Origin of the sequence: Microbacterium sp. zg.Y1084 (assembly GCF_024623595.1) — a bacterium.
GTDB lineage: Bacteria > Actinomycetota > Actinomycetes > Actinomycetales > Microbacteriaceae > Microbacterium > Microbacterium wangruii.
Genome location: NZ_JANJGV010000002.1, coordinates 258,965 through 282,677, shown reverse-complemented (window position 1 = coordinate 282,677; position 23,713 = coordinate 258,965). Strand labels below are relative to the sequence as shown.

Annotated in this window: 20 protein-coding genes; 3 read left to right on the top strand and 17 right to left on the bottom strand. The window is 71.2% G+C overall.

Translation table 11 applies throughout. The features are described from left to right. Positions 1-50: 50 nt before the first annotated feature. The 16 genes from NQ165_RS02580 to NQ165_RS02505 all read right to left on the bottom strand — a co-directional run bounded on the left by NQ165_RS02580 (position 51) and on the right by NQ165_RS02505 (position 18,256). Positions 51-1,607 (bottom strand): Rieske 2Fe-2S domain-containing protein, encoded by a 1,557-nt coding sequence (locus tag NQ165_RS02580; protein ID WP_257530999.1) that lies wholly within the window; start codon positions 1,605-1,607, stop codon positions 51-53. 78 nt (positions 1,608-1,685) lie between these two features. Further along, entirely contained in the window at positions 1,686-4,637 is a 2,952-nt protein-coding gene (locus NQ165_RS02575) for a DEAD/DEAH box helicase (protein WP_257530997.1), read from the bottom strand. Positions 4,638-4,677: 40 nt separating this feature from the next. Further along, on the bottom strand, positions 4,678-5,088 hold the full coding sequence (gene nusB, locus NQ165_RS02570) for a transcription antitermination factor NusB (protein ID WP_257530995.1): 411 nt from the start codon (positions 5,086-5,088) through the stop codon (positions 4,678-4,680). A gap of 12 nt (positions 5,089-5,100) precedes the next feature. Beyond that, the gene (efp, locus tag NQ165_RS02565) at positions 5,101-5,661 is read right to left on the bottom strand and encodes an elongation factor P (protein ID WP_257530993.1); all 561 of its coding nucleotides are present in this window, start codon (positions 5,659-5,661) and stop codon (positions 5,101-5,103) included. Between the two features lie 88 nt (positions 5,662-5,749). After that, positions 5,750-6,208 (bottom strand): type II 3-dehydroquinate dehydratase, encoded by a 459-nt coding sequence (gene aroQ, locus NQ165_RS02560; protein WP_257530991.1) that lies wholly within the window; start codon positions 6,206-6,208, stop codon positions 5,750-5,752. A 9-nt stretch (positions 6,209-6,217) separates the two neighbouring features. Next, entirely contained in the window at positions 6,218-6,790 is a 573-nt protein-coding gene (locus NQ165_RS02555) for a GNAT family N-acetyltransferase (RefSeq protein WP_257530989.1), read from the bottom strand. Then, complete coding sequence (gene aroB, locus NQ165_RS02550) at positions 6,787-7,878, bottom strand: 3-dehydroquinate synthase (RefSeq protein ID WP_257530987.1); 1,092 nt, start codon at positions 7,876-7,878, stop codon at positions 6,787-6,789. Before aroB ends, NQ165_RS02555 begins: the two co-directional genes overlap by 4 nt. After that, positions 7,875-8,393 (bottom strand): shikimate kinase, encoded by a 519-nt coding sequence (locus NQ165_RS02545; protein WP_257530985.1) that lies wholly within the window; start codon positions 8,391-8,393, stop codon positions 7,875-7,877. Before NQ165_RS02545 ends, aroB begins: the two co-directional genes overlap by 4 nt. Beyond that, entirely contained in the window at positions 8,390-9,601 is a 1,212-nt protein-coding gene (aroC, locus tag NQ165_RS02540) for a chorismate synthase (protein ID WP_257530983.1), read from the bottom strand. The genes NQ165_RS02545 and aroC overlap by 4 nt, the downstream gene beginning before the upstream one ends. A 4-nt stretch (positions 9,602-9,605) precedes the next feature. Continuing rightward, the gene (locus NQ165_RS02535) at positions 9,606-10,445 is read right to left on the bottom strand and encodes a shikimate dehydrogenase (RefSeq protein ID WP_257530981.1); all 840 of its coding nucleotides are present in this window, start codon (positions 10,443-10,445) and stop codon (positions 9,606-9,608) included. A gap of 2 nt (positions 10,446-10,447) precedes the next feature. Then, the gene (gene mltG / locus NQ165_RS02530) at positions 10,448-12,163 is read right to left on the bottom strand and encodes an endolytic transglycosylase MltG (protein ID WP_257530978.1); all 1,716 of its coding nucleotides are present in this window, start codon (positions 12,161-12,163) and stop codon (positions 10,448-10,450) included. Continuing rightward, positions 12,163-12,636 carry a Holliday junction resolvase RuvX gene (gene ruvX / locus NQ165_RS02525; protein ID WP_257530976.1) on the bottom strand — a complete coding sequence of 158 codons (474 nt, stop codon included), beginning with the start codon at positions 12,634-12,636 and terminating at the stop codon, positions 12,163-12,165. Before ruvX ends, mltG begins: the two co-directional genes overlap by 1 nt. After that, positions 12,633-15,302 carry an alanine--tRNA ligase gene (gene alaS / locus NQ165_RS02520; RefSeq protein WP_257530974.1) on the bottom strand — a complete coding sequence of 890 codons (2,670 nt, stop codon included), beginning with the start codon at positions 15,300-15,302 and terminating at the stop codon, positions 12,633-12,635. The genes ruvX and alaS overlap by 4 nt, the downstream gene beginning before the upstream one ends. Positions 15,303-15,361: 59 nt before the next feature. Then, on the bottom strand, positions 15,362-15,568 hold the full coding sequence (locus tag NQ165_RS02515; RefSeq protein ID WP_257530972.1) for a hypothetical protein: 207 nt from the start codon (positions 15,566-15,568) through the stop codon (positions 15,362-15,364). A gap of 123 nt (positions 15,569-15,691) precedes the next feature. Next, positions 15,692-16,321, bottom strand: a complete 630-nt coding sequence (gene rpsD / locus NQ165_RS02510; protein WP_257530970.1) for a 30S ribosomal protein S4 — start codon at positions 16,319-16,321, stop codon at positions 15,692-15,694. A gap of 612 nt (positions 16,322-16,933) precedes the next feature. Then, positions 16,934-18,256: a replication-associated recombination protein A gene (locus NQ165_RS02505; RefSeq protein WP_257530968.1), complete on the bottom strand. Its 1,323-nt coding sequence runs from the start codon at positions 18,254-18,256 to the stop codon at positions 16,934-16,936. 276 nt (positions 18,257-18,532) lie between these two features. On the opposite strand from NQ165_RS02505, the gene NQ165_RS02500 reads away from it, so the two are divergent. The 3 genes from NQ165_RS02500 (at position 18,533) to NQ165_RS02490 (ending at position 21,457) form a co-directional block, all read left to right on the top strand. Next, positions 18,533-18,826, top strand: a complete 294-nt coding sequence (locus NQ165_RS02500) for a dioxygenase (protein ID WP_257530966.1) — start codon at positions 18,533-18,535, stop codon at positions 18,824-18,826. A gap of 696 nt (positions 18,827-19,522) precedes the next feature. Next, positions 19,523-20,800, top strand: coding sequence for a DUF349 domain-containing protein (locus NQ165_RS02495; RefSeq protein WP_257531727.1), 1,278 nt, complete (start codon positions 19,523-19,525; stop codon positions 20,798-20,800). A 93-nt stretch (positions 20,801-20,893) separates the two neighbouring features. Next, complete coding sequence (locus NQ165_RS02490; protein WP_257530964.1) at positions 20,894-21,457, top strand: type IV toxin-antitoxin system AbiEi family antitoxin; 564 nt, start codon at positions 20,894-20,896, stop codon at positions 21,455-21,457. Here the strand turns inward: NQ165_RS02490 and NQ165_RS02485 are convergent. After that, positions 21,439-23,685, bottom strand: coding sequence for a bifunctional (p)ppGpp synthetase/guanosine-3',5'-bis(diphosphate) 3'-pyrophosphohydrolase (locus NQ165_RS02485; RefSeq protein WP_257530962.1), 2,247 nt, complete (start codon positions 23,683-23,685; stop codon positions 21,439-21,441). The genes NQ165_RS02490 and NQ165_RS02485 overlap by 19 nt on opposite strands. Positions 23,686-23,713 lie beyond the last annotated feature (28 nt).

Sequence of the window (23,713 nt, the reverse complement as noted above, 5' to 3'; positions counted from 1 at the left end):
CGATTCGGTACACGGACGAATGCGTGACACCTCGCGTTGCGAGGCGCGGATCAGGAGACGGTGACGGACGCGTCGGCGCGGCTCGCGCTGATGGGGTGGCCCTGCGATGTCAGGCAGCGACCGGACGCGAGGTCCCACTTCCAGTCGTGCAGGCTGCACGTGAGCACGCCGTCCTCGATCTTGCCGGTCTTGGACAGGTCTGCGCGCAGGTGGGGGCAGCGGCGCTGGATCACCCAGTCGTCCAGCTGCACCTCCTCGGTCACGTCGGTCTGCTCCGCGTACCAGTTCTCCACGTACTCGATGCGGTCACGCGACAGGCACTTGAGGAACGTGGTGAGGAACTCGTTGAACTTGCCGCTGCGGCCGACCTCGAACTGCATCGACAGGAAGATCGAGTTCGACCAGTCGATCTCGTGCTCGGCGATGTTGGTCGAGACGAGGTCGGCAGGGATGGTGTACCAGTACAGGCACTCCTCCCCCGCGTACTCGCGCACCTTCGCCTTCGGGAAGTCCACGACCATGTCGAGGTCGCCGATGCGGAACCGCACGTTGCCTCCGACGCCGTTGCGGATGGTGCGGGCGCGGCGCAGCAGCGGCTCCCACCACTCCTTCAGCGCGGCGAGCATCTCGGCGGGAGGAATCACCTCTGCGCGCGAGGCCTCCTCGGCGCGGATCTCCTCCTGCCGGGTGGCGCGCTGCTCCTCGAGGTACCCCCACTTGTCGGAGAACATCCGCTCGATCTCCGCCTCGGTGTAGAGGGTCTGCTCGACCGTCTGCTCACCGCCTTCGATCGTGACGGCCGTTCCGGGGATGAACACGTGGCCGATGTACTGGGGTGCCTCCTGCTTCATCCGGGCGAGGAACTGCGCCTGGTCGGTGAAGATCGAGTCGTCGTGCTCGCCGAGCCCGTTGTAGCGGAACAGCTCGTCCCGCAGGAACATCGGCGGACCCGCCATCGGGTACACGTGCGGCGCGTCCACCCGCTCGATGTAGAACATCGCGCGCTTGTGCTGGGCCTCGCGCTTGAGGTGGGCGAAGTTGACCTTCGCCTCGTGCGGCAGGTCGTAGACCATCGGCCACCAGATCGCGCCGGAGAACTGCGTGAAGTACGCCTCGGGCTTGCCGAAGTCCAGCAGCTTCTCGAGATCCAGCGGGTGCGAGTCGTTCTGGTTGAGGATCGATGCGGTGCCATCGTCGACCGAGAGGCTCGAGTCGCCGATGGGTCCGTCGCTGGGAGCCCGCAGCGGGGTGATCATCATCCGCAGCGGCCCGCGCTCGATGACCTCGCCGGCCCGCGTGTAGGTGATGTTGTCGAAGCCGAGCTTGCGCAGATCCTGCTCGAGGTCGTCGGTCGGATAGTCCGGCAGCAGCACCTCGATGTCCTTGCGGACGTGGTTCTGCAGCAGCCACGGGTCGAAGTGATCGCGGTGGCGGTGCGAGATGTAGAGGAAGTCGGCGTCGGTGAAGCGCTCCCAGTCGAGGGCGCGGTTGTCGGGGAAGACGAACCACGACCCGTAGAAGGACGATTTCACCACCGGATCGCAGAGGATGCTGCCACCAGCCGTCTCGATGAACATGCCGGCGTGGCCGAGCCCCGTGATGCGCATGGATTCCTCCCGTATCGAACAGATCCCGAGTCTACGTCGCCCTCGCGCAGCCCACGGGCGGCCTCGCCGTGTCAAACCTCACGCCTCGAACAGGCTCCGGATGTCGTCGGCGTCGAGCGCGCTGGCGAGCAGATCGCCGTCGTCGAGCACGGAGTGGAACAGGCGGGCCTTGCGCTCCTGCAGCGCGCGAACCTTGTGTTCGATCGTGTCCTCGGCGATCAGTCGGTACACGTTGACCGGGCGTGTCTGCCCGATGCGATGCGTGCGGTCCACGGCCTGGGCCTCGGCGGCGGGGTTCCACCACGGGTCGAGCAGGAACACGTAGTCGGCCTCGACGAGGGTGAGCCCGAATCCACCCGCTTTCAGGCTGATCAGGAAAACCGGCGCGTCGCCGTCGCGGAAGCGGGCGACGACCTCTTCGCGGCGCCGGGTGGACCCGTCGAGCCACACGTACGGGATGCCGGCGGCGTCCAGGCGCCGGGCAGCCAGCTGCAGGAAGGACGTGAACTGGCTGAAGACGAGCGCACGGTGCCCTTCTGTGGCCAACTCGCTCACATGCTCGACGAGCGCGTCGAGCTTGGCGGAGCCCAGCCGGGCGTGGCGGCCGTCGATGAGGGCGGGTGCGAGACTCAGCATCCGCAGCAGCGTCAGGGAGCGGAAGACGATGAACCGGTTGCGGTCGAGGTCGGTGAGCAGTCCCAGCACCTTCTGTCGCTCCCGCTGCAGCACGGTGTCGTAGAGCTCGCGATGCCCGTCCCCGAGACGCACCTGCAGGTCCTGCTCCTGGCGGGCGGGCAGGTCGCCTGCGACGAGGTCCTTCGTGCGCCGCAGCACGAAGGGGCGGATGCGGCGGCGCAGGCGCTGCAGGCGCACCGCGCGGGAGGGTCCGCCCTCCGCGTTCTCCGGTGTCTTGCCTCCTTCGATGGGCAGCACGTACTCCACGCGGAACCGGGCCGCCGATGGGAACAGCCCCGGCGCCGTCAGCGACAGCAGCGCGTGCAGGTCCGTGAGGCTGTTCTCCAGCGGCGTGCCGGTGATGGCGAACGTGACGTCGGCGTCGAGGTCACGCGCGGCACGGTGCACGCGGGTGGCGGGGTTCTTCACGAACTGCGCCTCGTCGAGGATGAGCCCCGCCCAGCGCACCGCGGCATACTGCGCACCGTCCAGGCGCAGCAGCGCATAGGAGGTGACGACGACGTCGGCCTCGGCGGCGACGTCCGCGATCGTCTCCGCGCGGGTGCGGGCCGTGGCGGCGATCGTCTGCACCGTGAGGTGAGGGGTGAAGTGCTCGGATTCGCTGCGCCATGTGGCCAGCACCGAGGTCGGTGCGACGACGAGGAACGGCCGGCGCTCCCCCGCCTCACGGGCGTGGGCGATGAGAGCGAGGGTCTGCAGCGTCTTGCCGAGGCCCATGTCGTCGGCCAGGATGCCGCCCAGTCGATGCCTCCAGAGGAACGTCAGCCAGTCGTAGCCGGTCTGCTGGTAGGGACGCAGCGCTGCCTGCAGTCCCGCCGGCGGCGGCGTGGCCGGCACCGCGGAGGTGCCGCGGAGCGCCGCCACGGCCGCCCGCCACGTCACGGCCGGCTCGGCCTGATCGGCGAGGTCCTCGAAGTCGGCCCAGAGCGTCGTCTGGTAGCGGCTGAGGCGCGGCCCCGTCTCCCATTCGTCCAACGCGCCGGCCTCGTCGATCAGTTCGCGCAGCCGGTCCAGCGCGGGGTGCGCGAGCGAGAAATGGTCGCCGTCGCTGAGCAGCATGCGGTGCCGGCGCAGGGTGAGCGCGCGCAGCAGCGGCGCGAGCGGGATGCGCCGGCCGTCGATCGTCACGAGCACGCCGAGGTCGAACCAGTCCGGATCGTCGGTCTCGACCGTGGTGACGGTGATCTGCGGGTCGCCGGTGAGCTCCCGGTAGGCGCGACGGGGACCGGTGACGACGGTGCGCACGTCCGCGAGTGCCGTCAGGGCAGGCAGCACCGCGTCGGAGAACTCCGCCGCGTCGGCGCCGATGAAGCGGCCGTCGGCGGTGAACGGCAGCGCCGTCGCGTTCTGCCAGGCCGCCGCGACACGGCCGCGCACGTCGTCCTCGAAAGCCCCGTCGCACCCGGCGGGGGGCACCGCGTCGTAGGGCGCGGGCGGCACGCCCGGGTGCCGCCACGTCATCGCCACCTCCACCCGGTCCCCCGGCGAGAAGCGGGCGGCGACCTCCAGGTGCGGCGGGACGATCGCGGGCCGCGGCACCCCGGGGCCCAGCTCGACCGTGGTGCGCCGGGTGAGGGCGGGCAGATGCTCGCGCACGAACTCGTCGGCATCCCCCGCCGGCACCACCACGGGCCGGCGCGCCCGCAGCATCGCGGGCAGCGGATCGGTCAGCGTCGCGGCCCCGAAGGTCAGCGCGACGACGTCGCCGTCGAGGGCGAAGCGGTACACGCCGATGTGACCGATCGGCCGCGTCATGCCGGCATCCGCTGCCGCCGCGTCGATCACGACCTGCGCCTCGAGGGCGAGGTCGGCGCCCCGGCGCACCGCCCGCAGCGTCACCGCGGCCTCGCGCGCCTGCTGCACGCGGTGGGCGGGCTTGGTCGGCCGCAAGGGGATGCCGAGGTTCGCCATGGCGGCGAGGTGAGGCCACAGCAGATGGGATTCGACGTCGTCCAGCAGAAGCCACTCCGAAGCATCCGGCATGGTCCCGAGCGTGCGCGCATCGCGGACGATGCTGTACAGCTCGACGAACCAGCGGGCCTGGTCACGGTCGTAGGGGGTGCCCGGGCGGCGCAGCGCATCCCACGACACCGATCCCTTGATCCACGCGTCGCTGCGGGTGCTGCGCACCAGCGGACGCAGGCCCAGGGCGAACTCGGCGGAGGGATCGAGTCCACCCGCGGTCGCCGTCTCGAACCTCGTCGGCCCCCACGCCGATCCGTCTCGGCGGGTGCGCCGGCGCAGCTCCATGCCCAGCGCGAGACCGCGCGGGTCCACCGCCGACGGCGGCGCAGCCAGCAGCGCGCGCCAGTCGGCGGAGTCGGGAGTGCTCACCCCACCCATTCTGGTCGCGCGGGCGACACCGGCTGGGCGCTCAGGTGGAGCGGGCGATGCGCCCGAGCACGCCGTGCACGAACGACGCGGAGTCGTCGGTGGAGAACTCCTTGGCCAGCTCCACGGCCTCATCGATCGCGACGGCGGTGGGGACCTCGTCGTTGTGCAGGATCTCCCACACCCCGACGCGCAGGATCGCCCTGTCGACCGCCGGCATCCGGGCGAGCGACCAGTCCTTCGCGACGCTGGTGATCTGCTCGTCGATCTCGCTGCGATTGTCGATGACGCCGTCGACGATCTCTCGGGCGTAGAGCCACGACGTCTCACGGGACGGCTCGCTGGCCGCCCGCTTGGCCTCGGCCGCCAGGGTCACCCCGAGGTCGTCACCGCGCACGTCGGACTGATACAGGATGTCGAGGGCGCGCTTGCGCGCCTTGCTGCGGGCACTCATCGGTCGACGGCGTCAGTTGACGCGGCCGAGGTAGTCGCCCGTGCGGGTGTCGACCTTGACCTTCGTGCCCTGCTCGACGAACAGCGGGACCTGGATCTCGTAGCCCGTCTCGAGCGTGGCGGACTTGGTGCCCGCCGACGAGCGGTCACCCTGCAGGCCCGGCTCGGTGTAGGTGATCTCGAGCACCACCGACGCGGGAAGCTCGATGTACAGCGGGTTGCCGTTGTTCATCGCGATCTGGACCTGCTGGTTCTCGAGCAGGAAGTTCTTGGCGTCTCCCACGACCGTGGCGGGAACGCTCAGCTGGTCGTAGTCCGCCACGTCCATGAACACGTAGCTGTCGCCGTCGTTGTACAGGTAGGTGAAGTCGCGGCGATCGACGTTCTCGATCTCGATCTTCGCGCCCGCGTTGTACGTGCGGTCGACCGTCTTGCCGGAGACGACGTTCTTGAGCTTGGTGCGCACGAAGGCGCCTCCCTTGCCCGGCTTGACATGCTGGAACTCGATGACGTTCCAAAGCTGGCCGTCGATGCTGAGGACGACGCCGTTCTTGATGTCTGCGGTGGATGCCATGGGAGAAGGGAGTCCGTTTCGTGTGAGGGAGTCGGGCGCCGCACGCGGGCCCGGCGTTCGATTCTACGGGATGCCGCCGTCAGCCGTCTCAGCCGTCGGCGCGACCGGTGACGATGTCCACCAGCAGGGCGGTCGCCCGGGCGTAGCCGGCGACCCCCTCACCAGCCACGTGCACCGCGGCGATGTCCGCGATGTACGAGTGCTGCCGGAAGGGCTCGCGCGTGTGCACGTCGGAGATGTGCACCTCGGCGACCGGGAGCCCCACGCCCGTCAGCGCGTCGCGCAGCGCCACCGAGGTGTGCGTGTAGCCGCCGGCGTTGATGATGATGCCGGCGCAGTCCTCGCGGGCCGCGTGGACGGCGTCGATGAGCGCGCCCTCGTGGTTGCTCTGCACGGCGCGCACCTCGAAGCCCCGAGCGGCGGCCGCGTCGGCGACGATGCGTTCGACGTCGGCCAGAGTGTCGGTGCCGTAGATCTCGGGCTCGCGGACGCCGAGCAGGTTGAGGTTCGGGCCGTTGACCAGCAGGAGGCGTCGGGGCGTGCTCACCCTCAAACCCTATCGGCGGCCAGGAGCACCAGGTGCCGCCGAGTCGCGCGGTGTCAGAGAGCGCGCCATCACGAGCTCCTCGCCGATGGCGGAGGTGAGCGTCTCCCCCGTCGGCACGAATCCGTTGCGCCGGTACGTGGCCTGGGCGCGGGCGTTGCGGGCGTGCACATCCAGGGTGAGTCGGGGCAGTCCCCGCGAGGCGGCCCAGTCCGCGGCGGCGTCGAGCAGCACGTCGATGACCCCTGAGCCGCGATGGTCGGCGCGCACGTAGACGCCGACCACGTGCGCGCGGGTGGTCCAGACCGTCCGCCCCATGTCGTCGGGCGCGCCGAGGGGATACACGAGCACCGTGACCGTGCCGATCCACTCATCGTCGCTCTCGGCGATGAACTGGGCCGCGCCGTCGCCCACGGCGCTGTCCACGCAGCGCTGCCGCCAGAACGCGTCGTCGTGCGCCCGCTCCTGGTCGGGCGTCGAGAGGAACGCGATCCCGGCATCCGGGTCGCTCACCGCCTCGATGCGCAGCTGCCGCACGCGGCGCCACTCGTCCTCACGGACACGACGCACGGCGACGCCGTTCACTCGGAGAGTTCCTGGTACGCCGCGAACAGCAGCGACTCGTCGGGCGCCTGCAGCACGGTCGGACGGCCGATGTCGTCCAGCACGATGAAGCGCAGCATGCCACCGCGGGTCTTCTTGTCGCGCTGCATCGTCGCCAGCAGCTGCGGCCACGCGCCGGGCCGGTAGCTCAGCGGCAGGCCGAGGGTCTGGAGGATGTCGCGGTGCCGCTGCGCGGCGGCATCCGGCAGCCGTCCCGCGAGCCGGGACAGCTCGGCGGCGAACATCATGCCCACCGACACGGCCGCTCCATGGCGCCACTGGTAGCGCTCGGCGTGCTCGATGGCATGCCCGAGGGTGTGGCCGTAGTTGAGGATCTCCCGCAGGCCCGCTTCGCGGAAGTCCTCGCTGACCACCCGTGCCTTCATGTCGATCGCGAGCTCCATCGTGCGTCGGAACGACGCGGATGCCGGATCGACGACCGCGACAGGATCGGCTTCGATGAGGTCGAGGATCTCCGGCGCCCAGATGAAGCCAGCCTTGACGACCTCGGCGTAGCCCGCGATGCGCTCGTTCGCGCCCAGGGAGTCGAGCATCTCGAGGTCGCACAGCACGGCGTGCGGCGCCCAGAAGGCGCCCACCAGGTTCTTGCCCTCGGCGGTGTTGACGCCGGTCTTGCCGCCGACGGCGGCGTCGACCATGCCGAGCACGGTCGTCGGGACCAGCACGACCTTCACGCCGCGCAGCCACGTGGCGGCGACGAAGCCGGCCACATCGGTGACGGCGCCCCCGCCGAAGCCGATGACGACGTCGGTGCGGGTGAAATCGGCCTGACCCATGACCTGCCAGCAGAAGGCCGCGACCTCGATGCGTTTGCCCGCCTCGGCATCGGGGATCTCGGCCAGCAGCACCTGCCGTCCTGCACCGAGCGCATCGCTGAGCGACAGCCGCAGCGCCTCGGCTGCGTCGCGCAGAGTGGGCGGGTGCACGACGAGGAGCTTCCGCGTCTCGGCCGGGATGAGTTCGGGCAGGCGCGAGAGGATGCCGCGACCGACGACGATGTCGTAGGGGTCCGCCCCGGTCACCGAGATGGTCGTGGTGTCTTCGGTCATGCGTGCTCCTCGGTTGCAGCGGTGGTGTCCGCCCAGCGCGCCACGGCGTCGACGACGTCGCGCAGCGGGCCGGCGGAGGTGTCGAAGACGACGTCGGCGGTCTGCTCGTACAGCGGCCGGCGCGACTCGTAGATCGCGTGCCAGCGGGCGACGGGATCCTCCCCCTGCAGCAGCGGACGGGTGGTCGCGCGCAGCCGGGAGGCGATGGTGTCGCCGCCGACGGTGAGCAGCACGACGCGGTGCTCGAGCAGGGCGACACGGGTGACGGGCTCGAGCACGGCACCACCGCCGAGGGCGACCACGCCTCCGTTCTCGAGCGCCGCGAGCACGGCGTCGCGCTCCAGGCTGCGGAAGTGTGCCTCGCCGTGCTCGGCGAAGATGCGCTCGATCGGGCCGTGCTCGCGCACGATCGCCGCGTCGGTGTCTGTGAAAGGCACGCCGAGCGACTTCGCCACGCGGCGGCCGATACTCGTCTTGCCGGCCCCCATGGGGCCGATCAGCACGAGTGCGGTCATGCCAGCGCGGAGTCGCTGGCCGTCGTCGTGCGCAGGGACTCGGGGATGGCTGCCAGGTACGACTGCAGGTTGCGCCGGGTCTCCCCCACGCTGTCGCCGCCGAACTTCTCCAGCACCACCTCGGCGAGCACGAGGGCGGTCATCGCCTCGGCGACCACGCCTGCCGCAGGCACCGCGCACACGTCCGAGCGCTGGTGGTGGGCCGAGGCGGTGTCACCGGTGGTGACGTCGACGGTGCGCAGCGCGTGCGGCACGGTGGCGATGGGCTTCATGCCCGCCCGAACCCGCAGCACCGTGCCCGTGGACATGCCGCCCTCGGTGCCGCCGGCGCGGTCGCTGGCGCGCGTGATGCCGGCGTCGGTCGCGAACAGCTCGTCGTGCGCGGCGGAGCCGCGACGACGCGTGGTCTCGAAGCCGTCGCCGACCTCGACCCCCTTGATGGCCTGGATGCTCATGAGCGCCTGGGCCAGCTTCGCGTCCAGCCGGCGGTCCCACTGCACGTGCGAGCCGAGCCCGGGCGGCACACCGTAGGCGAGCACCTCCACGATGCCGCCGAGGGTGTCGCCGTCCTTGCGCGCGTCGTCGACCTCGGCGACCATCGCAGCACTCGTGGCCGGGTCGAAGCAGCGCAGCGGGTCGGCGTCGAGCAGGTCGACGTCGTCGGGGCCGGGCAGCGGAGAGCCGTCCGGAACCCGCACGGGACCGATCGACAGCGTGTGACTGACCAGCCGGATGCCGAGTTCGCCGAGGAACGAGCGTGCGACCGCTCCCAATGCCACCCGCGCGGCGGTTTCCCGGGCGCTGGCGCGCTCGAGGATCGGGCGGGCCTCGTCGAAGTCGTACTTCTGCATGCCGACGAGATCGGCGTGGCCGGGGCGGGGCCGGGTGAGGGGCGCGCTGCGGCCGCGGGACTTGTCCGTGATCTCGACCGGCTCCGGGCTCATCACCTCGACCCACTTGGGCCACTCGGTGTTGCCGATACGCAACGCGATCGGGCTGCCGAGGCTCGTGCCGTGGCGGACGCCGGCCGAGATGGCCAACTCGTCCTGCTCGAACTTCATGCGGGAGCCGCGACCGTAGCCGAGCTTGCGTCGGGCCAGATCGGCTTGGATCGCGTCGCGCGAGACGGGGACGCCTGCGGGCAGGCCCTCCATGATGGCGACGAGTTCTGGGCCGTGCGATTCGCCGGCTGTGAGCACGCGGAGCATTCGCCTATCCTCCCACGAGCGCCCGCCGCATCGCGGCCAGCACCTCGGTCTCGTCGGGGAGCGCCGCGTCGGCGTCGCCGCCGACGAAGACGCGCACCTGCAGCAGCGCCTGGTGCAGCAGCATCCCCTCTCCGGAGACCGCGGGGTGTCCCGCGCGCTCCCACGCCTGCGAGAGCGCGGTCGGCCAGTGGCCGTAGACGACGTCCATGAGCAGGCCGCCCGCACCGGCGAGGGCGTCGACGGTGGAAGCCGCCACCGTCGCGTCGCCCGGGAGCGTGGCGACCGTCACCGGCGCCGTGGCATACGGCTCGTCGGACAGCGGCTCGGCCTGCACGGCGATGCCCAGTCGATCGCCGAGGGTCTTCAGCGGTTCGACCGCAGCCGGCCGCCGGGCGGCGACGGCGACGTGCTCGGCGCCGAGCTCCGCGAGGGCGACGAGGGCGGAGGTGGCTGTCGCGCCCGCCCCCACGATGCGCGCCCGTCCGGGCGTGTCGATTCCGGCCTCGCGCAAGGCGCGCACGATGCCGCCCACGTCGGTGTTCACGCCGCGGGGTTTGTCGCCGGTGAGCAGCAGCGTGTTGACCGCCCCTGTCGCCGCGGCACGGTCATCGTGGGTCGCGGCGGCAGCGTAGGCGGCGCCCTTCAGGGGCATCGTCAGCGACAGCCCGCGCAGGCCGGCCGACCGCGCGTCGGCGAGGGCCGCCGCGAAGCCCGCTTCGTCGACGCGGCGCCGCCCGTACGACCACGGCAGCCCCAGCACGCGATACGCCGCGGCGTGCAGCTGCGGCGATCTGCTGTGCGCGACCGGATCGCCCCAGACCTCCAGGGCGGTGCCCTCCCCCACCGTCAGCAGCCCGAGTCGGGGTTGTCAGCGCACCACTGCTGCCACTGCTTGACCGCCTGCTCGTGTTCGGCGCCGGTGTTGGTGAAGATCGTCTCGCCGGTGTCGAGGTTCACGGTGACGAAGTACATCCACGGGCCCTCCGCGGGGTGCATCGCCGCGTCGATCGCGAGATCGCCGGGGTTGGCGATGGGTCCGACGGGCAGTCCCGGATGACGGTAGGTGTTCCACGGGTTGTCGTCTTCGAGGGCCTCGCGGGACGAGCTGACGGTGCCGTCGTGCATCTCCTGATAGCCGTATTGGGCGGTGGAGTCCATCTGCAGCAGACCGTTGGTCTCGTTGTTGTCCGGCGCCAGGCGGTTCTGGATGACGCGGGACACCTTGTAGAAGTCGTCCTCGAACCGCGCCTCGCGCTGGATGATCGACGCGATGGTGAGGATCTCCTCGCGACGCTCACCCGGCACCCCGGCGGCGTCGAGCGACTGCACGGTGCGGTCCACCAGGGTGCGGACGACATCGGTCGCGGTGACGCCGGGGTCGAACGTGTAGGTCGCCGGGAACAGCCACCCTTCGAGGGTGTCGGCGGCGACGCCGTAGTCGGCGGGGTTGGCCACCGCCGCCTCGAACTCCTCGACGGGCAGAGCCAGACCCTCGGCCAGCAGCGGCAGGGACTGCTCGACGGTCAGTCCTTCGCGCAGCTGCGCGGTGTTGGACTGCTTCTTGGCCGGGTCGAGCAGCGCGTCGAGGGCGGCGGCGGAGGTCATCTTCTGCTGCAGCAGGTACACGCCCGGCTGGAAGGGCGGGTTCTGGCGGGTGTCGATGAGGTAGTCGTAGAACGCGTCGGGGGTCTTCGTGACGCCGGCGTCGAACAGCGCCTGCGAGATCGGGCCGCCCGTGTCGCCGGAGAGGATCGTCACGAGGGCTTCGCCGGTGGCCTCGCCCTCTTCGTAGTCCTTCGGCTCCTCCCAGCCCATGAAGGCGCGGATGGGCTGTTCGTACGTGTTCCACACCCAGGCGACGCCGACACCGATGCCGCCGACGAGGGCGAGCACCACGGCCAGGGCGACCCAGGCGCCGACCCGGCGCCTGCGGCGGTCCGGCGGGGGCGGTGGTGCGCCGACCTGATCGGTCGAGACCTCTCCGGTGAACAGCGCATCGAGCGTCGCGGTGGCGGCGGGGCGAGCCGCCGGAACGGGCGCTGCCGGGCGTGCGGCCTCGCCGTCGCGGGGTGCAGGGCCGCTCGCGGCAGGCTCAGACCCTGCCGGAGCCGACTCGGACGCCGCGGGCGCCGATTCGGATGCCACTCGGGACGACACCGACCCGACGGCTGCCGAGGGCGACGACTCGGTTGCCGAGGGAGACGACTCGGACGCGACGGATGCCGAGGCGGGGCGCGGGTGCGGAGTCTCATCCGGCGGAGCGGACGCCTGCGATCGCGCGGCTGCCGCGGCTGCCCGACGCGCTTCTCGCCGCGACAGCGGGCGACCGGGGGGCGCGGGCTCGGTCTCGGGCGCCGACGATGGCGACGGTGATGTCGCCTCGGGAGCGCTCTCGCCTGCCGTGGCGGTGTCCTCGCCCTCGTCTTCGATGTGGGCTGCGGTGGCCCCTCCCGGGGCGGTTCCCTCCGGTGCACGCGCGACGCCGGCGCGCCCACGGGGGTCGGGGAGCTTGCCGAACAGGTCGGCGAACGGATCGTCGAACGGTGACGAGGGTGCGGGCATCAGGCGGGCTCCTGGGCCGGGGGCGACGGGTTTCCAGGCGGCCGACCGGTGCTCTTCTCGACATCGAGTGCATGCTGCAGCAGAACCACGGCGGCGACCTGATCGACAATGCTACGAGAATCTCGCTGTGAGCGCCCGCTTTGTCTCAAAGCAGCATGCGCCGAGACCGTGCTGAGCCGCTCGTCCACCAGCCGTACCGGGGGGTCGCCGGCTTCGGCGAGGGCTGCGGCGAACGCACGCGCGTCCGCCGTCGAGGCGGTGTCCTCGCCGCGCATGTTCAACGGCAGGCCCACGAGCAGCTCCATCGCGTTGTACTCCGCCGCGATCTCGCGCACCCGCGCCACCGCCTGCTCGTTGCGCGGCACCGTCTCGACCGGCGTGGCCAGCATGCCATCGGGATCGCACGAGGCGACGCCGACGCGCGCCTTGCCCACGTCGACGCCGATGCGGACGCCCCGTCGGAACCCGCTCACGCGGCCTGCGACTCCAAGGCCGAGGTGATCGCGTCGAACGCGGCCGGCATCGCCGCGGCATCCGTCCCGCCGCCCTGGGCGACGTCGTCGCGTCCGCCGCCACCGCCGCCGAGGGCGGCAGCAGCCGATTTGGCGAGCACGCCGGCCTTCGCACCTGCGGTGCGGGCGGTGTCGTTGGCCGCGACGATGACGACGGCACGACCGCCGACGTCGGCACCCAGCGCCACGACCGCCGCGGCATCCGCCCCGAGCCGGTCGCGCACCTGCAGGGCGAGCGAGCGCACATCGTCGGCGGAACCGGCGGTGCCCAGAGACTGCGCCACGACCTGGAAGCGGCCGATGCGCCGGGCCGAGTCGACCAGCTGCGGCAGCCGCTCCCCGAGCGCGCGCGCCTCGAACTGCGCGATCTTCTTCTCCGCAGCCTTGAGGTTCGCAGCGAGCTCCGTGATACGGGTCGTCAGCTGATCGCGCGGCGTCTTCAGCGTGGAGGTCAGCTGCGACACGATGGCGCGTTCGGCGGCGAGCTCGCGGAAGGCGTCCATGCCCACGAGGGCCTCGACGCGGCGGTTCGACGCACCCACAGACGACTCGCCCACGAGGTTGACCAGGCCGACCTCGGCGCTGGAAGACACGTGGGTACCGCCGCAGAGCTCGCGAGACCAGGGGCCGCCGATGTCGACCATGCGCACGACGTCGCCGTACTTCTCGCCGAACAGGGCCTGAGCGCCGAGCGCCTTGGCCTCGTCCAGCGGCAGCACGCGCGTCGTCACCTCGAGGTTGTCCCGCACCGCGTTGTTCGCGATCTCCTCGATCTCGCTGCGGGTCTCAGCGGAGAGCGCCTGGCCCCAGGTGAAGTCGAACCGCAGATAGCCGGCGCGGTTCAGCGAACCCGCCTGCGTGGCGGTCTTTCCCAGGGTGTCGCGCAGGGCGGCGTGCACGAGGTGGGTGGCGGAGTGCGCCTGGCGGGCGGCGCGACGGTTCGCGGCATCCACGACCGTCGTCGCCGGCTGCCCGACCCCGACCTCGCCGGTGCGCACCTTGACGGTGTGGCTGATGAGTCCGGCCACCGGGCGCTGCACATCGAGCACGTCGAGCTCGTAGCCCGGGCCGACGATGATGCCCTTGTCGGCGACCTGCCCGCCGGACTCGGCGTAGAGGGTGGTCTCGCCCAGGATCACCTCGGCGGTCTGGCCGACGGTCGCCCGATCGGTCGACACGCCGTCCACGATGACGCCGAGCACCCGAGACTCGGTCTCGAGGTCGGAGTAGCCGGTGAACACCGTCTCGCCCGCGGCCCGGAACGCGCTGTACACGCTGTTGTCCGCGAGCGCGCGCTTGCGCGACTTGGCGTCGGCCTTCGCACGGGTGCGCTGCTCCTGCATGAGCGCGTCGAACCCGGCGCGGTCGACGTCGAGTCCCGCCTCCTGGGCGATCTCGAGCGTGAGGTCGATCGGGAAGCCGTAGGTGTCGTGCAGGAGGAACGCCTCGGAGCCCGCGATGCTGTTCTTCCCGGCATCCTTCGTCTGCTCGACGGCCATGTCGAGGATCGTCGAACCCGACGCGAGGGTGCGCAGGAACGTCTCCTCCTCGGCGACGGCGTAGGCCGAGATGCGGCTGTAGTCCGTCTCGACCTCGGGGTAAGCCGCCTTCATCGCGTCGCGGGACGCCGCGAACAGCTCAGGGAAGGTCGGGGCGTCCACCCCGAGCAGGCGCATCGAGCGGATGGAGCGGCGCATGAGGCGGCGCAGGATGTAGCCGCGGCCCTCGTTGGACGGCGTCACGCCGTCGGAGAGGAGCATGAGCGAGGAGCGCACGTGATCGGCGACGATGCGGAAGCGCACGTCGTCCTCGTGCACGGCGCCGTAGCGGCGGCCGCTCAGTTCGACGGCGCGGTCGAGCACGGGACGCACCTGGTCGGTCTCGTACATGTTCTCGACGCCCTGCTTGATGAACGCGACGCGCTCCAGCCCCATGCCGGTGTCGATGTTCTTGTTGGGGAGGCTCCCGACGATGTCGAAATCCACCTTCGAGCGGACGTTCGTGATCGCGTCCTGCATGAACACGAGGTTCCAGATCTCGGTGAAGCGGCTGTCGTCCACGACGGGGCCGCCGTCGCGGCCGTACGCGGGCCCGCGGTCGAAGTAGATCTCCGAGCAGGGGCCGGCCGGGCCGGGCTGACCGGTGGTCCAGTAGTTGTCTTCGCGGCCGAGGCGCTGGATGCGCTCGGCCGGAAGGCCGGCGACTTTCTGCCACAGCATCGCGGCCTCGTCGTCGTCCTCGTAGACGGTGACCCACAGGTCGCGCTCGGCGAAGCCCATGCCACCATCGGTCTCGGGCTTCGTCAGCAGCTCCCAGGCGTAGCCGATCGCGCCTTCCTTGAAGTAGTCGCCGAACGACCAGTTGCCCAGCATCTGGAAGAACGTGCCGTGGCGGGCGGTCTTGCCCACCTCTTCGATGTCGTTGGTGCGGATGCACTTCTGCACGTCGGCCGCGCGCTTGTACGGCGCCGGCACGGTGCCGTTGAGATACGGGATGAACGGAACCATGCCGGCGATGGTGAACATCACCGACGGGTCGGGGCTGACCAGCGAGGCCGACGGCACGATGACGTGGTCGTTCTTCTCGAAGTAGTCGAGGTAGCGCTGGGCGATCTCAGCGGTCTTCATTCGGGTGTCCTCGAAGGCATGGTCCAGCACCGTGTGACGGGCCGGACGGGTGGGGCGGATCAGTCGTCGGAGGGAGTCACAGCAGCGACGACCTCGGACAGGCGCGCTTCCTGCTCGCGATAGGCGTCGCCCATGCGATCGGTGAACTCCGTGATGCGGGCGTCGAGGTCGGCGAGCACTTCGTGGCCGCGCGGGTCCTTGTCGACCAGGTGGGCAAGGATGAAGCCACCGGCGATCCCCATGACGAACCACACGAACTTCTTCACATCACCACATCCTCGATCTGATGCGCCGCAGAAGCGGCGCGGTTCAATGTTAGGTGCAAACACCGAAGGGCGCCGGGTTGCCCCGACGCCCTCCACTGGCGACCTTCGCGGCCTGACCGGGGGTCAGCGCGCGGCGTAGTACTCCACAACGAGCTGCACGTCACAGGTGACGGGCACCTCGGCACGCTTCGGGCGACGCACGAGGCGTGCCTGCAGCTTGTCGAGCTCGACCTCCAGGTAGCCCGGAACCGGGGGCAGCACCTCGGCGTGACCGCCGGCGGCTGCGACCTGGAAGGGCTCCAGGCCCTCGCTCTTGGGCTTGACGTGGATGAGCTGACCCGGCTTCACGCGGAACGACGGGCGGTCCACAGGCTGGCCGTCGACCAGGATGTGGCGGTGCACGACGAGCTGGCGGGCCTGTGCGGTGGTGCGGGCGAAGCCGGCACGCACGACGAGGGCATCCAGACGCATCTCGAGCAGCTCGACGAGGTTCTCACCCGTCAGGCCGTCCTTGCGGCGGGCCTCGTTGAACGTGTTGCGCATCTGCTTCTCGCGGATGCCGTACTGCTCGCGCAGACGCTGCTTCTCACGCAGACGGACGGCGTAGTCACTGTCCTGCTTGCGCTTGGTGCGGCCGTGCTCGCCGGGAGCGTAGGGACGCTTCTCGAGGTAGCGGGCGGCCTTCGGGGTCAGTGCGACGCCGAGGGCGCGCGACAGACGGACCTTGCGGCGGTCCTGGGACTTCGTTGCCACGAAGTATTCCTTCCGATGACGTGGCCGCGACTTTCGCGGCTCACGGACGTATCGCCTCTCCTCGCCCTGTCCGGACTGCACGCCGGGGCATGCCGGAAGGTGGTGAAGAGAAGAGGGGATGCCCGAAAACTGGGTTTCGAGCCGATCAAGCCTAACAGATCCCCTCTGCCCGCCGCCTGAGTCCTGGACCCACCCTCGCCCCGCGGCATCCCGCGCTGCCCGCGCTGCTCGCGCTGCCCGGCGCTGCTCGAGTGTCGCTTCCGCACAGTCCCCGCGGCCGGCACCCACCGAACGTGACACCGGAGCGGAGCGGCGCGGCCACAGCGCGGCTCCGCGGCCAGGCGGCCTCGCGCCGCTCGAGTGTCGCTTCCGCACAGTCCCCGCGGGTGCCACCCACCGAACGAGACACCGGAGCGGCTCGGGGTGCGGCTCCGGTGTCACGCGCGCAGGGTTCGGATGCCCCGCGCCCGCCGGAAGCGACACTCGAGCGGGCCGTGGTGCGGGTCGGGCGACCGCAGGCACGGACGCCGCAGGCACGGATGCCGCGGCACGGACGCCGCAGGCACGGACGCCGCGCGACACGGATGCCGCGGGCACGGATTCCGCAGCGGGTCACTCGCCGAGGATCTTGCGGATCTTCTCCACGCGCGCGGCGATGTCGCGTTCGTGACCGCGCGCGGTCGGCTCGTAGTAGCGGCGCCCACGCAGCTCGTCGGGCAGGTACTGCTGCGTCGCGACCCCCACGTCGAGGTCGTGCGGATAGACGTACCCCTTGCCGTGCCCGAGGCGCTTGGCACCCGGATAGTGAGCGTCCCGCAGGTGCATCGGCACGCGACCGAATCCTCCGGCGCGGACGTCGGCGATAGCAGCGTTGATCGCGTTGTAGGCGGCGTTCGACTTCGCCGTGGTGGCCAGGTACGCCGTCGCCTCCGCGAGCGGGATGCGTCCCTCCGGCATCCCGATGAAGGCCACGGCGTCGGCCGCCGCGACGGCGATCGTCAACGCTTGGGGATCGGCGAGGCCGATGTCCTCGGCCGCGGAGATCACGAGCCGGCGGGCGATGAAACGCGGGTCCTCCCCCGCCTCGATCATGCGGGCGAGGTAGTGCATCGCGGCATCCACGTCGGACCCGCGGATCGACTTGATGAACGCGCTGATGACGTCGTAGTGCTCGTCGCCCTGACGGTCGTAGCGCAGCAGCGCACGGTCGACGGCCTGCGCCACGAGGTCGGCCGTGATCACCGGCGTCTCATCGCCGTCGGTGTCGGCCATGGAGGCTGCAGCCTCGAGTGCGGTCAGCGCACGGCGGGCGTCGCCCGAGGCGAGACGGATGATCGCGGCGCGGGCGTCGTCGTCGAGGCGCACGGCGTCGGCGAGCCCCCGCGCATCGGTCACGGCGCGGTCGACCAGCATCCCGAGGTCTTCATCGGTGAGCGGCTGAAGCGTCAGCAGCAGCGAGCGGGACAGCAGGGGTGAGATCACGGAGAACGACGGGTTCTCGGTGGTCGCCGCGATGAGCACGACCCAGCCGTTCTCGACGCCCGGCAGCAGCGCGTCCTGCTGTGCCTTGGTGAAGCGGTGGATCTCGTCGAGGAACAGGATCGTCGACTGGCCGTACATGTCGCGCTGGTTGAGCGCCTCCTGCATCACCTCCCGCACGTCCTTCACGCCTGCCGTCACAGCGGACAGCTCGACGAACCGCCGCCCCGAGGAGCGGGCGACCGCCTGCGCGAGGGTGGTCTTGCCGGTGCCGGGCGGCCCCCACAGGATCACCGAGGTCGCGGCGGCGCCGCGCGTCTCGGTGGATGCCAGGGCCACCAGAGGCGATCCGGGACGCAGCAGGTGACGCTGACCGGCCACTTCGTCCAAGGAGACCGGCCGCATGCGCACGGGAAGCGGCGTCTGGCCCTGGAAGAGCGCGGCGGAGGAGGTCACTGTCCCAGGCTAATCGCGGCGGGGGACGCCGGAGCCGCGGTGCCCCCGTGCACAACGTCGCCTCGGCCCGGCGCACACTGCCCCGCCGGGGGTTCGGGGACGCTGGAGGCCCGGATCGGCGGCATTGTGCACGCCCATCGGCCGTCACCGGCCGCGCAACGGCCGCCTCGTTCCGGCCGTAGGCTGCTCCCCTGCGCCGCGCGGCGTTTTGCGGCGGGCTTCCGACGCCCCGTAGGCTCGGATCAGCCCGGACACCCGGGATCGGCAGGAGGTTCCGTGGCAGCTGGGGCGAAGGGTCGCGATGACCGCGTCGCGCGCGAGCGTGCGCGGGTCTACAACGCACGTCAGGAGTACTACCGCTCCCGCGCGCAGCGCCGCACCCGCGACAACCTGATCGCCGCGATCGCCGGCGGCGCACTCATCCTCGCGGCCATCGGCGGCCAGGTGGTGTACTTCACCTCCGGCCCCGGCGCACCCGAACCGGAGCCCACCCCCACGCCCACGTCACCGGCCCCCACCCCGGGCCCAGAGACACCCGCACCCACACCCGAGCCGACCACCACCCCCTGACCCGGGCCACCTGCCGTACTAGGCTGTGAGCCGACCACCAGCGAAGGCGGCGCAAGCCGCGACGAGGACTATTCCGTGAACGCCGCAGCAGAGCCCACCCCTGACAAGCCTGACACCGACGCGCCCGAGGGCGCGGCCGTCGTGGAACAGGACGCACAGCCCACCGCTTCGGGCGCCCCGGCCGAGGCGGTCGAGCCCGCCACGAGCGAGTCGACGACCGAGCAGGATGCCGCCGCCGTCGAGCCCGCCGCAAGCGATGCGCCCGCGACGGACGGCGAACCCACCGCCGCGGACGACGTCGAACCCTCGACGGCTGCACCCGCTGCGGACGCCGAGCCCGCCGCTGCCGACGCTGAGCCCGCTGCGGACGCTGAGCCCGCAGCTGCGGACGCCGAGCCCGCTGCGGACGCCGAGGCCGCATCTGCGGACGCCGAGGCCGCATCTGCGGACGCCGAGCCCGCATCTGCGGACGCCGAGCCCGCTGCGGACGCCGAGCCCGCACCTGCGGACGCCGAGGCCGAGGCCGACGCCGAGCCCGCCGCCGCCGACGCTGAGCCCGCCGCTGCGGAAGCCGCAACCGAGGCCGAGCCCGCGACGACCGCCGCCGCCGACGTCGCGCCGGCAGCCGAGGCGTCCCCCGCTCCGAGCGCCGCCCCCGCCCCCGCCCCCGCCCCTGCTCCCGGCCCCCGCGCACCGATGCCGCGTGCACCCCGCGCCGCCGTGAAGCCGATCATCCCGGCCTCCGCGCCGACCGAGTCGTGGGGCCGTGTCGACGACGACGGCACCGTTTCGGTGCGCGAGGGCGACGGCTGGCGCGTGGTCGGCCAGTACCCCGACGGCACTCCCGCTGAGGCTCTGGCCTACTTCGAGCGGAAGTTCGGCGACCTCGCCAGCGAGGTCACCCTGCTCGAGGTGCGTCACCGCCGCGGTGGAGCCAGCGCATCCGACCTGCGCGCAGCCGCAGCCCTCGTGCGCGAGAAGCTCACCGACGCGATGGCCGTCGGCGACCTCGCCTCCCTCAACGCGCGCGTCGAGGCCCTCGACGCCGAGCTCGTCGCCGCCTCCGCCACCGAGAGCGCAGCGGCTCGCGAAGCCGTCGAGCAGGCCGTCGCCCACCGCACCTCCCTGGTCGAGCGGGCCGAGGCGATGGCCGCACGCGACCCGAAGTCGGTGCAGTGGAAGCAGGCCACCGCCGACATGACGTCGCTGTTCGACCAGTGGCAGGCACACCAGCAGAACGGGCCGCGCCTGCCGAAGTCCACGGCGCAGCAGCTGTGGAAGCGATTCCGCGACGCGCGTGCCACGGTCGACAAGCACCGGCGCGAGTTCTACGCCAGCCTGGACGAGACGCACAAGACCGCGCGTGACCGCAAGACGCGGCTCGTGGAGCGCGCGGAGGCCCTCGCTCCCCGCGGTGAGGACGGCATCGCCGCCTACCGGGATCTGCTCGACGAGTGGAAGACCTCGGGCCGCGCCGGCAAGAAGGTCGACGACGCGCTGTGGGCGCGGTTCAAGGCCGCCGGCGACGCGCTGTACGGTGCCCGCGCAGAGCGCGAGCAGGCCGACACCGAAGCCTCCAAGGAGAAGATCGACGCCCGTCGCGCCCTGCTGGTCGAGGCGGCCGCCGTCAACGACGAGAAGGACATCGCCAAGGCGCGTCAGCTGCTCACGGCCATCCAGCGTCGCTGGGACGAGATCGGGCGCATCTTCCCGCGCGAAGCCGAGCGTGCCCTCGACGACGACCTGCGTCGCATCGAGCAGGCGCTGCACACGCGGGAGCAGACCGACTGGAAGCGCAACAACCCCGAGACCAAGGCGCGCGCCAACGACATGACGCGCCAGCTCAACGACGCGATCGACAAGCTGCAGGCAGAGCTGGATGCCGCCAGAGCGGCCGGCGACAAGCGCGCTGAGGCCGAGGCGAGCGAGGCGCTTGCCGCGCGCAAGGCGTGGCTGTCGGCCCTCGGAGGCTGACCGGCTTCTCCTCCGCCCGCACGAAGGCCCCGACTGTCCACAGTCGGGGCCTTCGTCGTTCCCCGGGACCGACGGATCCGCGAGCATGGCGACGTGACGTCCCCGTTCCTCTACTTCCCCGGCGGCCCGCTCTCAGCGGCCGAACTCGCCGCCGCGCGGCTGGACGGTCATGTGGTCGAAATCGGTGAGGGCTTCATGCCGGCCGACGCCGTCGAGACCTGCGACCTGCGCGCAGGGTCGCTCGCCCCGCTCGTGCCTGCAGCCTTCGCCGCCACCCATCTGTCCGCCGCCTGGGTGCACGGCGCTGTCGATCGGCCGCCCCCGCGCCACGTCGTGCAGCGACGGTCGCCGCGCCGCCTGGCGTCGGTCATGAACGCCCGCGTGCGCTACAGCGACGTGCGCCTGGCGCCCGACGACGTCGTGATCATCTGCGGCGTCGCCGTCACCACCCCGTCGCGCACCCTCGCCGACCTCGCGCGATCGCGGGACCCGGCCGATCGCGCAGCCGCGGCGGGGTGGGCGGCGGCCTCCCCCGCGCTGCGGGCGGCGGCGCTGGCGTGGCTGGCAGGGGCGGGGCCCGTGCACGACAAGCGCGCGGCGGCCACGTTCCTCACCGGCCTCGAGGTGGCCGCACCGGATCAGGAGGTGACGCGGTAGACGTCGTACACCGCGTCGATGCGCCGTACTGCGTTGAGCACGCGGTCCAGGTGCACGGTGTCGCCCATCTCGAAGACGAATCGGCTGATCGCCAGGCGGTCGTTGGTGGTCGACACGCTCGCGGAGAGGATGTTCACGTGGTGCTCGCTGAGCACGCGCGTGACGTCGCTGAGCAGTCCGGAGCGGTCGAGCGCCTCCACCTGGATGTGGACCAGGAAGACGCTCTTGCTGGTCGGCGCCCACTCGACGTCGATGAGGCGTTCCCGGTCCTTCATCAGCGACTGCACGTTGGTGCAGTCCGACCTGTGCACGGACACGCCGCTGCCCCGCGTGACGAAGCCGACGATCTCGTCACCGGGCACCGGGGTGCAGCACTTGGCGAGTTTCACCAGGATGTCGGGAGCTCCCCGCACCAGGATGCCGGAATCGCCGTTGCGCGGCTGGCGCGACCGGCCCACCTGCGGAAGGGTGATCGGCCCGGTGGCGGTGTCGACGGCGCTGACGATGGCCGAGACCTTCTCGATCACCGACTGCGTCGAGACGTGCCCCTCGCCGACGGCGGCGTACAGCGCGGAGACGTCCTCGTAGCGCAGCTGGTGGGCGACCTCCGAGAAGGAGTCCTGACTCATGAGGCGCTGCAGCGGCAGGTTCTGACGGCGCATCGCGCGGGCGATGGCCTCCTTGCCCTGCTCGATGGCCTCCTCGCGGCGCTCCTTGGTGAACCAGCCGCGGATCTTGCTGCGGGCACGCGTGCTCTTGACGAAGCTCAGCCAGTCCTGGCTGGGGCCGGCATCCGGATTCTTCGAGGTGAACACCTCGACGACGTCACCGCTCTTGAGCTCCGACTCCAGGGGCACGAGCCGGCCGTTGACCTTCGCCCCCATGGTGCGGTGGCCGACCTCGGTGTGCACCGCGTAAGCGAAGTCCACCGGTGTCGCCCCGGCGGGAAGGCCGATGACGCGCCCCTTGGGCGTGAAGACGTAGACCTCCTTGGCGCCGATCTCGAAGCGCAGCGACTCGAGGAACTCCCCCGGGTCGGCGGTCTCGGCCTGCCAGTCGGAGATGTGGGCGAGCCAGGCCATATCGGCATCCAGCGACTTGGAGTCCGGCTTGCCCCCGGCCATCCGCTCCTTGTACTTCCAGTGCGCCGCGACGCCGTACTCGGCCTGCTGGTGCATCTCGTTGGTGCGGATCTGGATCTCCACCGTTCGCCCGCCCGGACCGATGACGGTCGTGTGCAGCGACTGGTAGAGGTTGAACTTCGGGGTCGCGATGTAGTCCTTGAACCGGCCGGGCAGCGGAGTCCAGCGCGCGTGGAGGGCGCCCAGCACCGCGTAGCAGTCGCGCACCGTGTTCACGAGCACCCGGATGCCGATGAGGTCGTAGATGTCGTCGAACTCGCGGCCGCGCACGACCATCTTCTGGTAGACGGAGTACAGCTGCTTCGGGCGGCCCATGACGCGCCCGCGGATGCGCAGCTCGCGCAGATCGGACTCGACGGCGTCGATCACCGACTGCACGTACTGCTCCCGCTGCGGGGTGCGCTGCTTGACGAGGCTGTCGATCTCGGCGTAGAGCTTCGGGTGCAGCACAGCGAAGGAGAGGTCCTCGAGCTCGGACTTCACGGCCTGGATGCCGAGACGATGAGCCAGCGGCGCGTAGATCTCGAGGGTCTCGGTGGCCTTCTTGGCGGCCTTCTCAGGGGGCACGAAGCCCCAGGTGCGCGCGTTGTGCAGGCGGTCGGCGAGTTTGATCAGCAGCACGCGGATGTCGCGGGACATCGCGACGATCATCTTGCGGACGGTCTCCGCCTGCGCAGCGTCGCCGTACTTGACCTTGTCGAGCTTCGTGACGCCGTCGACGAGCATCGCGACCTCGTCGCCGAAGTCGGCGCTCAGCTGGTCGAGGCGATAGTCGGTGTCCTCGACCGTGTCGTGCAGCAGCGCCGCGGCGATCGCGCGCGGACCGAGGCCCAGGTCGGCGAGGATCTGCGCCACGGCCAGCGGATGCGTGATGTACGGCTCGCCGCTGCGGCGCTTCTGCCCGGCGTGGGCGCGGTCGGCCGTGGCGTACGCCCGCTCGATGATCGCGAGGTCGCCCTTGGGGTGGTGGGTGCGCACCGTCCGCAGCAGATGGTCGAGATCCTCGCGCCGGGCAGCGCGGGAGAAGATGCGCGGAACGAGGCGGCGCAGCGACGAGGTCTGGGCGGCGGGTACCGTTTCGCTCATCTCATCACCTCCGCCTCTCGGACCTATA

Excerpts from the sequence above, each read along its gene's own strand:
- NQ165_RS02485 (WP_257530962.1), bottom strand. The coding sequence starts at position 23,685 with ATGAGCGAAACGGTACCCGCCGCCCAGACCTCGTCGCTGCGCCGCCTC.
- nusB (WP_257530995.1), bottom strand. The coding sequence starts at position 5,088 with ATGAGTGCCCGCAGCAAGGCGCGCAAGCGCGCCCTCGACATCCTGTAT.
- alaS (WP_257530974.1), bottom strand. The coding sequence starts at position 15,302 with ATGAAGACCGCTGAGATCGCCCAGCGCTACCTCGACTACTTCGAGAAG.
- mltG (WP_257530978.1), bottom strand. The coding sequence starts at position 12,163 with ATGCCCGCACCCTCGTCACCGTTCGACGATCCGTTCGCCGACCTGTTC.
- aroC (WP_257530983.1), bottom strand. The coding sequence starts at position 9,601 with ATGCTCCGCGTGCTCACAGCCGGCGAATCGCACGGCCCAGAACTCGTC.
- efp (WP_257530993.1), bottom strand. The coding sequence starts at position 5,661 with ATGGCATCCACCGCAGACATCAAGAACGGCGTCGTCCTCAGCATCGAC.
- aroB (WP_257530987.1), bottom strand. The coding sequence starts at position 7,878 with ATGACCGAAGACACCACGACCATCTCGGTGACCGGGGCGGACCCCTAC.
- NQ165_RS02580 (WP_257530999.1), bottom strand. The coding sequence starts at position 1,607 with ATGCGCATCACGGGGCTCGGCCACGCCGGCATGTTCATCGAGACGGCT.
- NQ165_RS02495 (WP_257531727.1), top strand. The coding sequence starts at position 19,523 with ATGCCGCGTGCACCCCGCGCCGCCGTGAAGCCGATCATCCCGGCCTCC.
- NQ165_RS02545 (WP_257530985.1), bottom strand. The coding sequence starts at position 8,393 with ATGACCGCACTCGTGCTGATCGGCCCCATGGGGGCCGGCAAGACGAGT.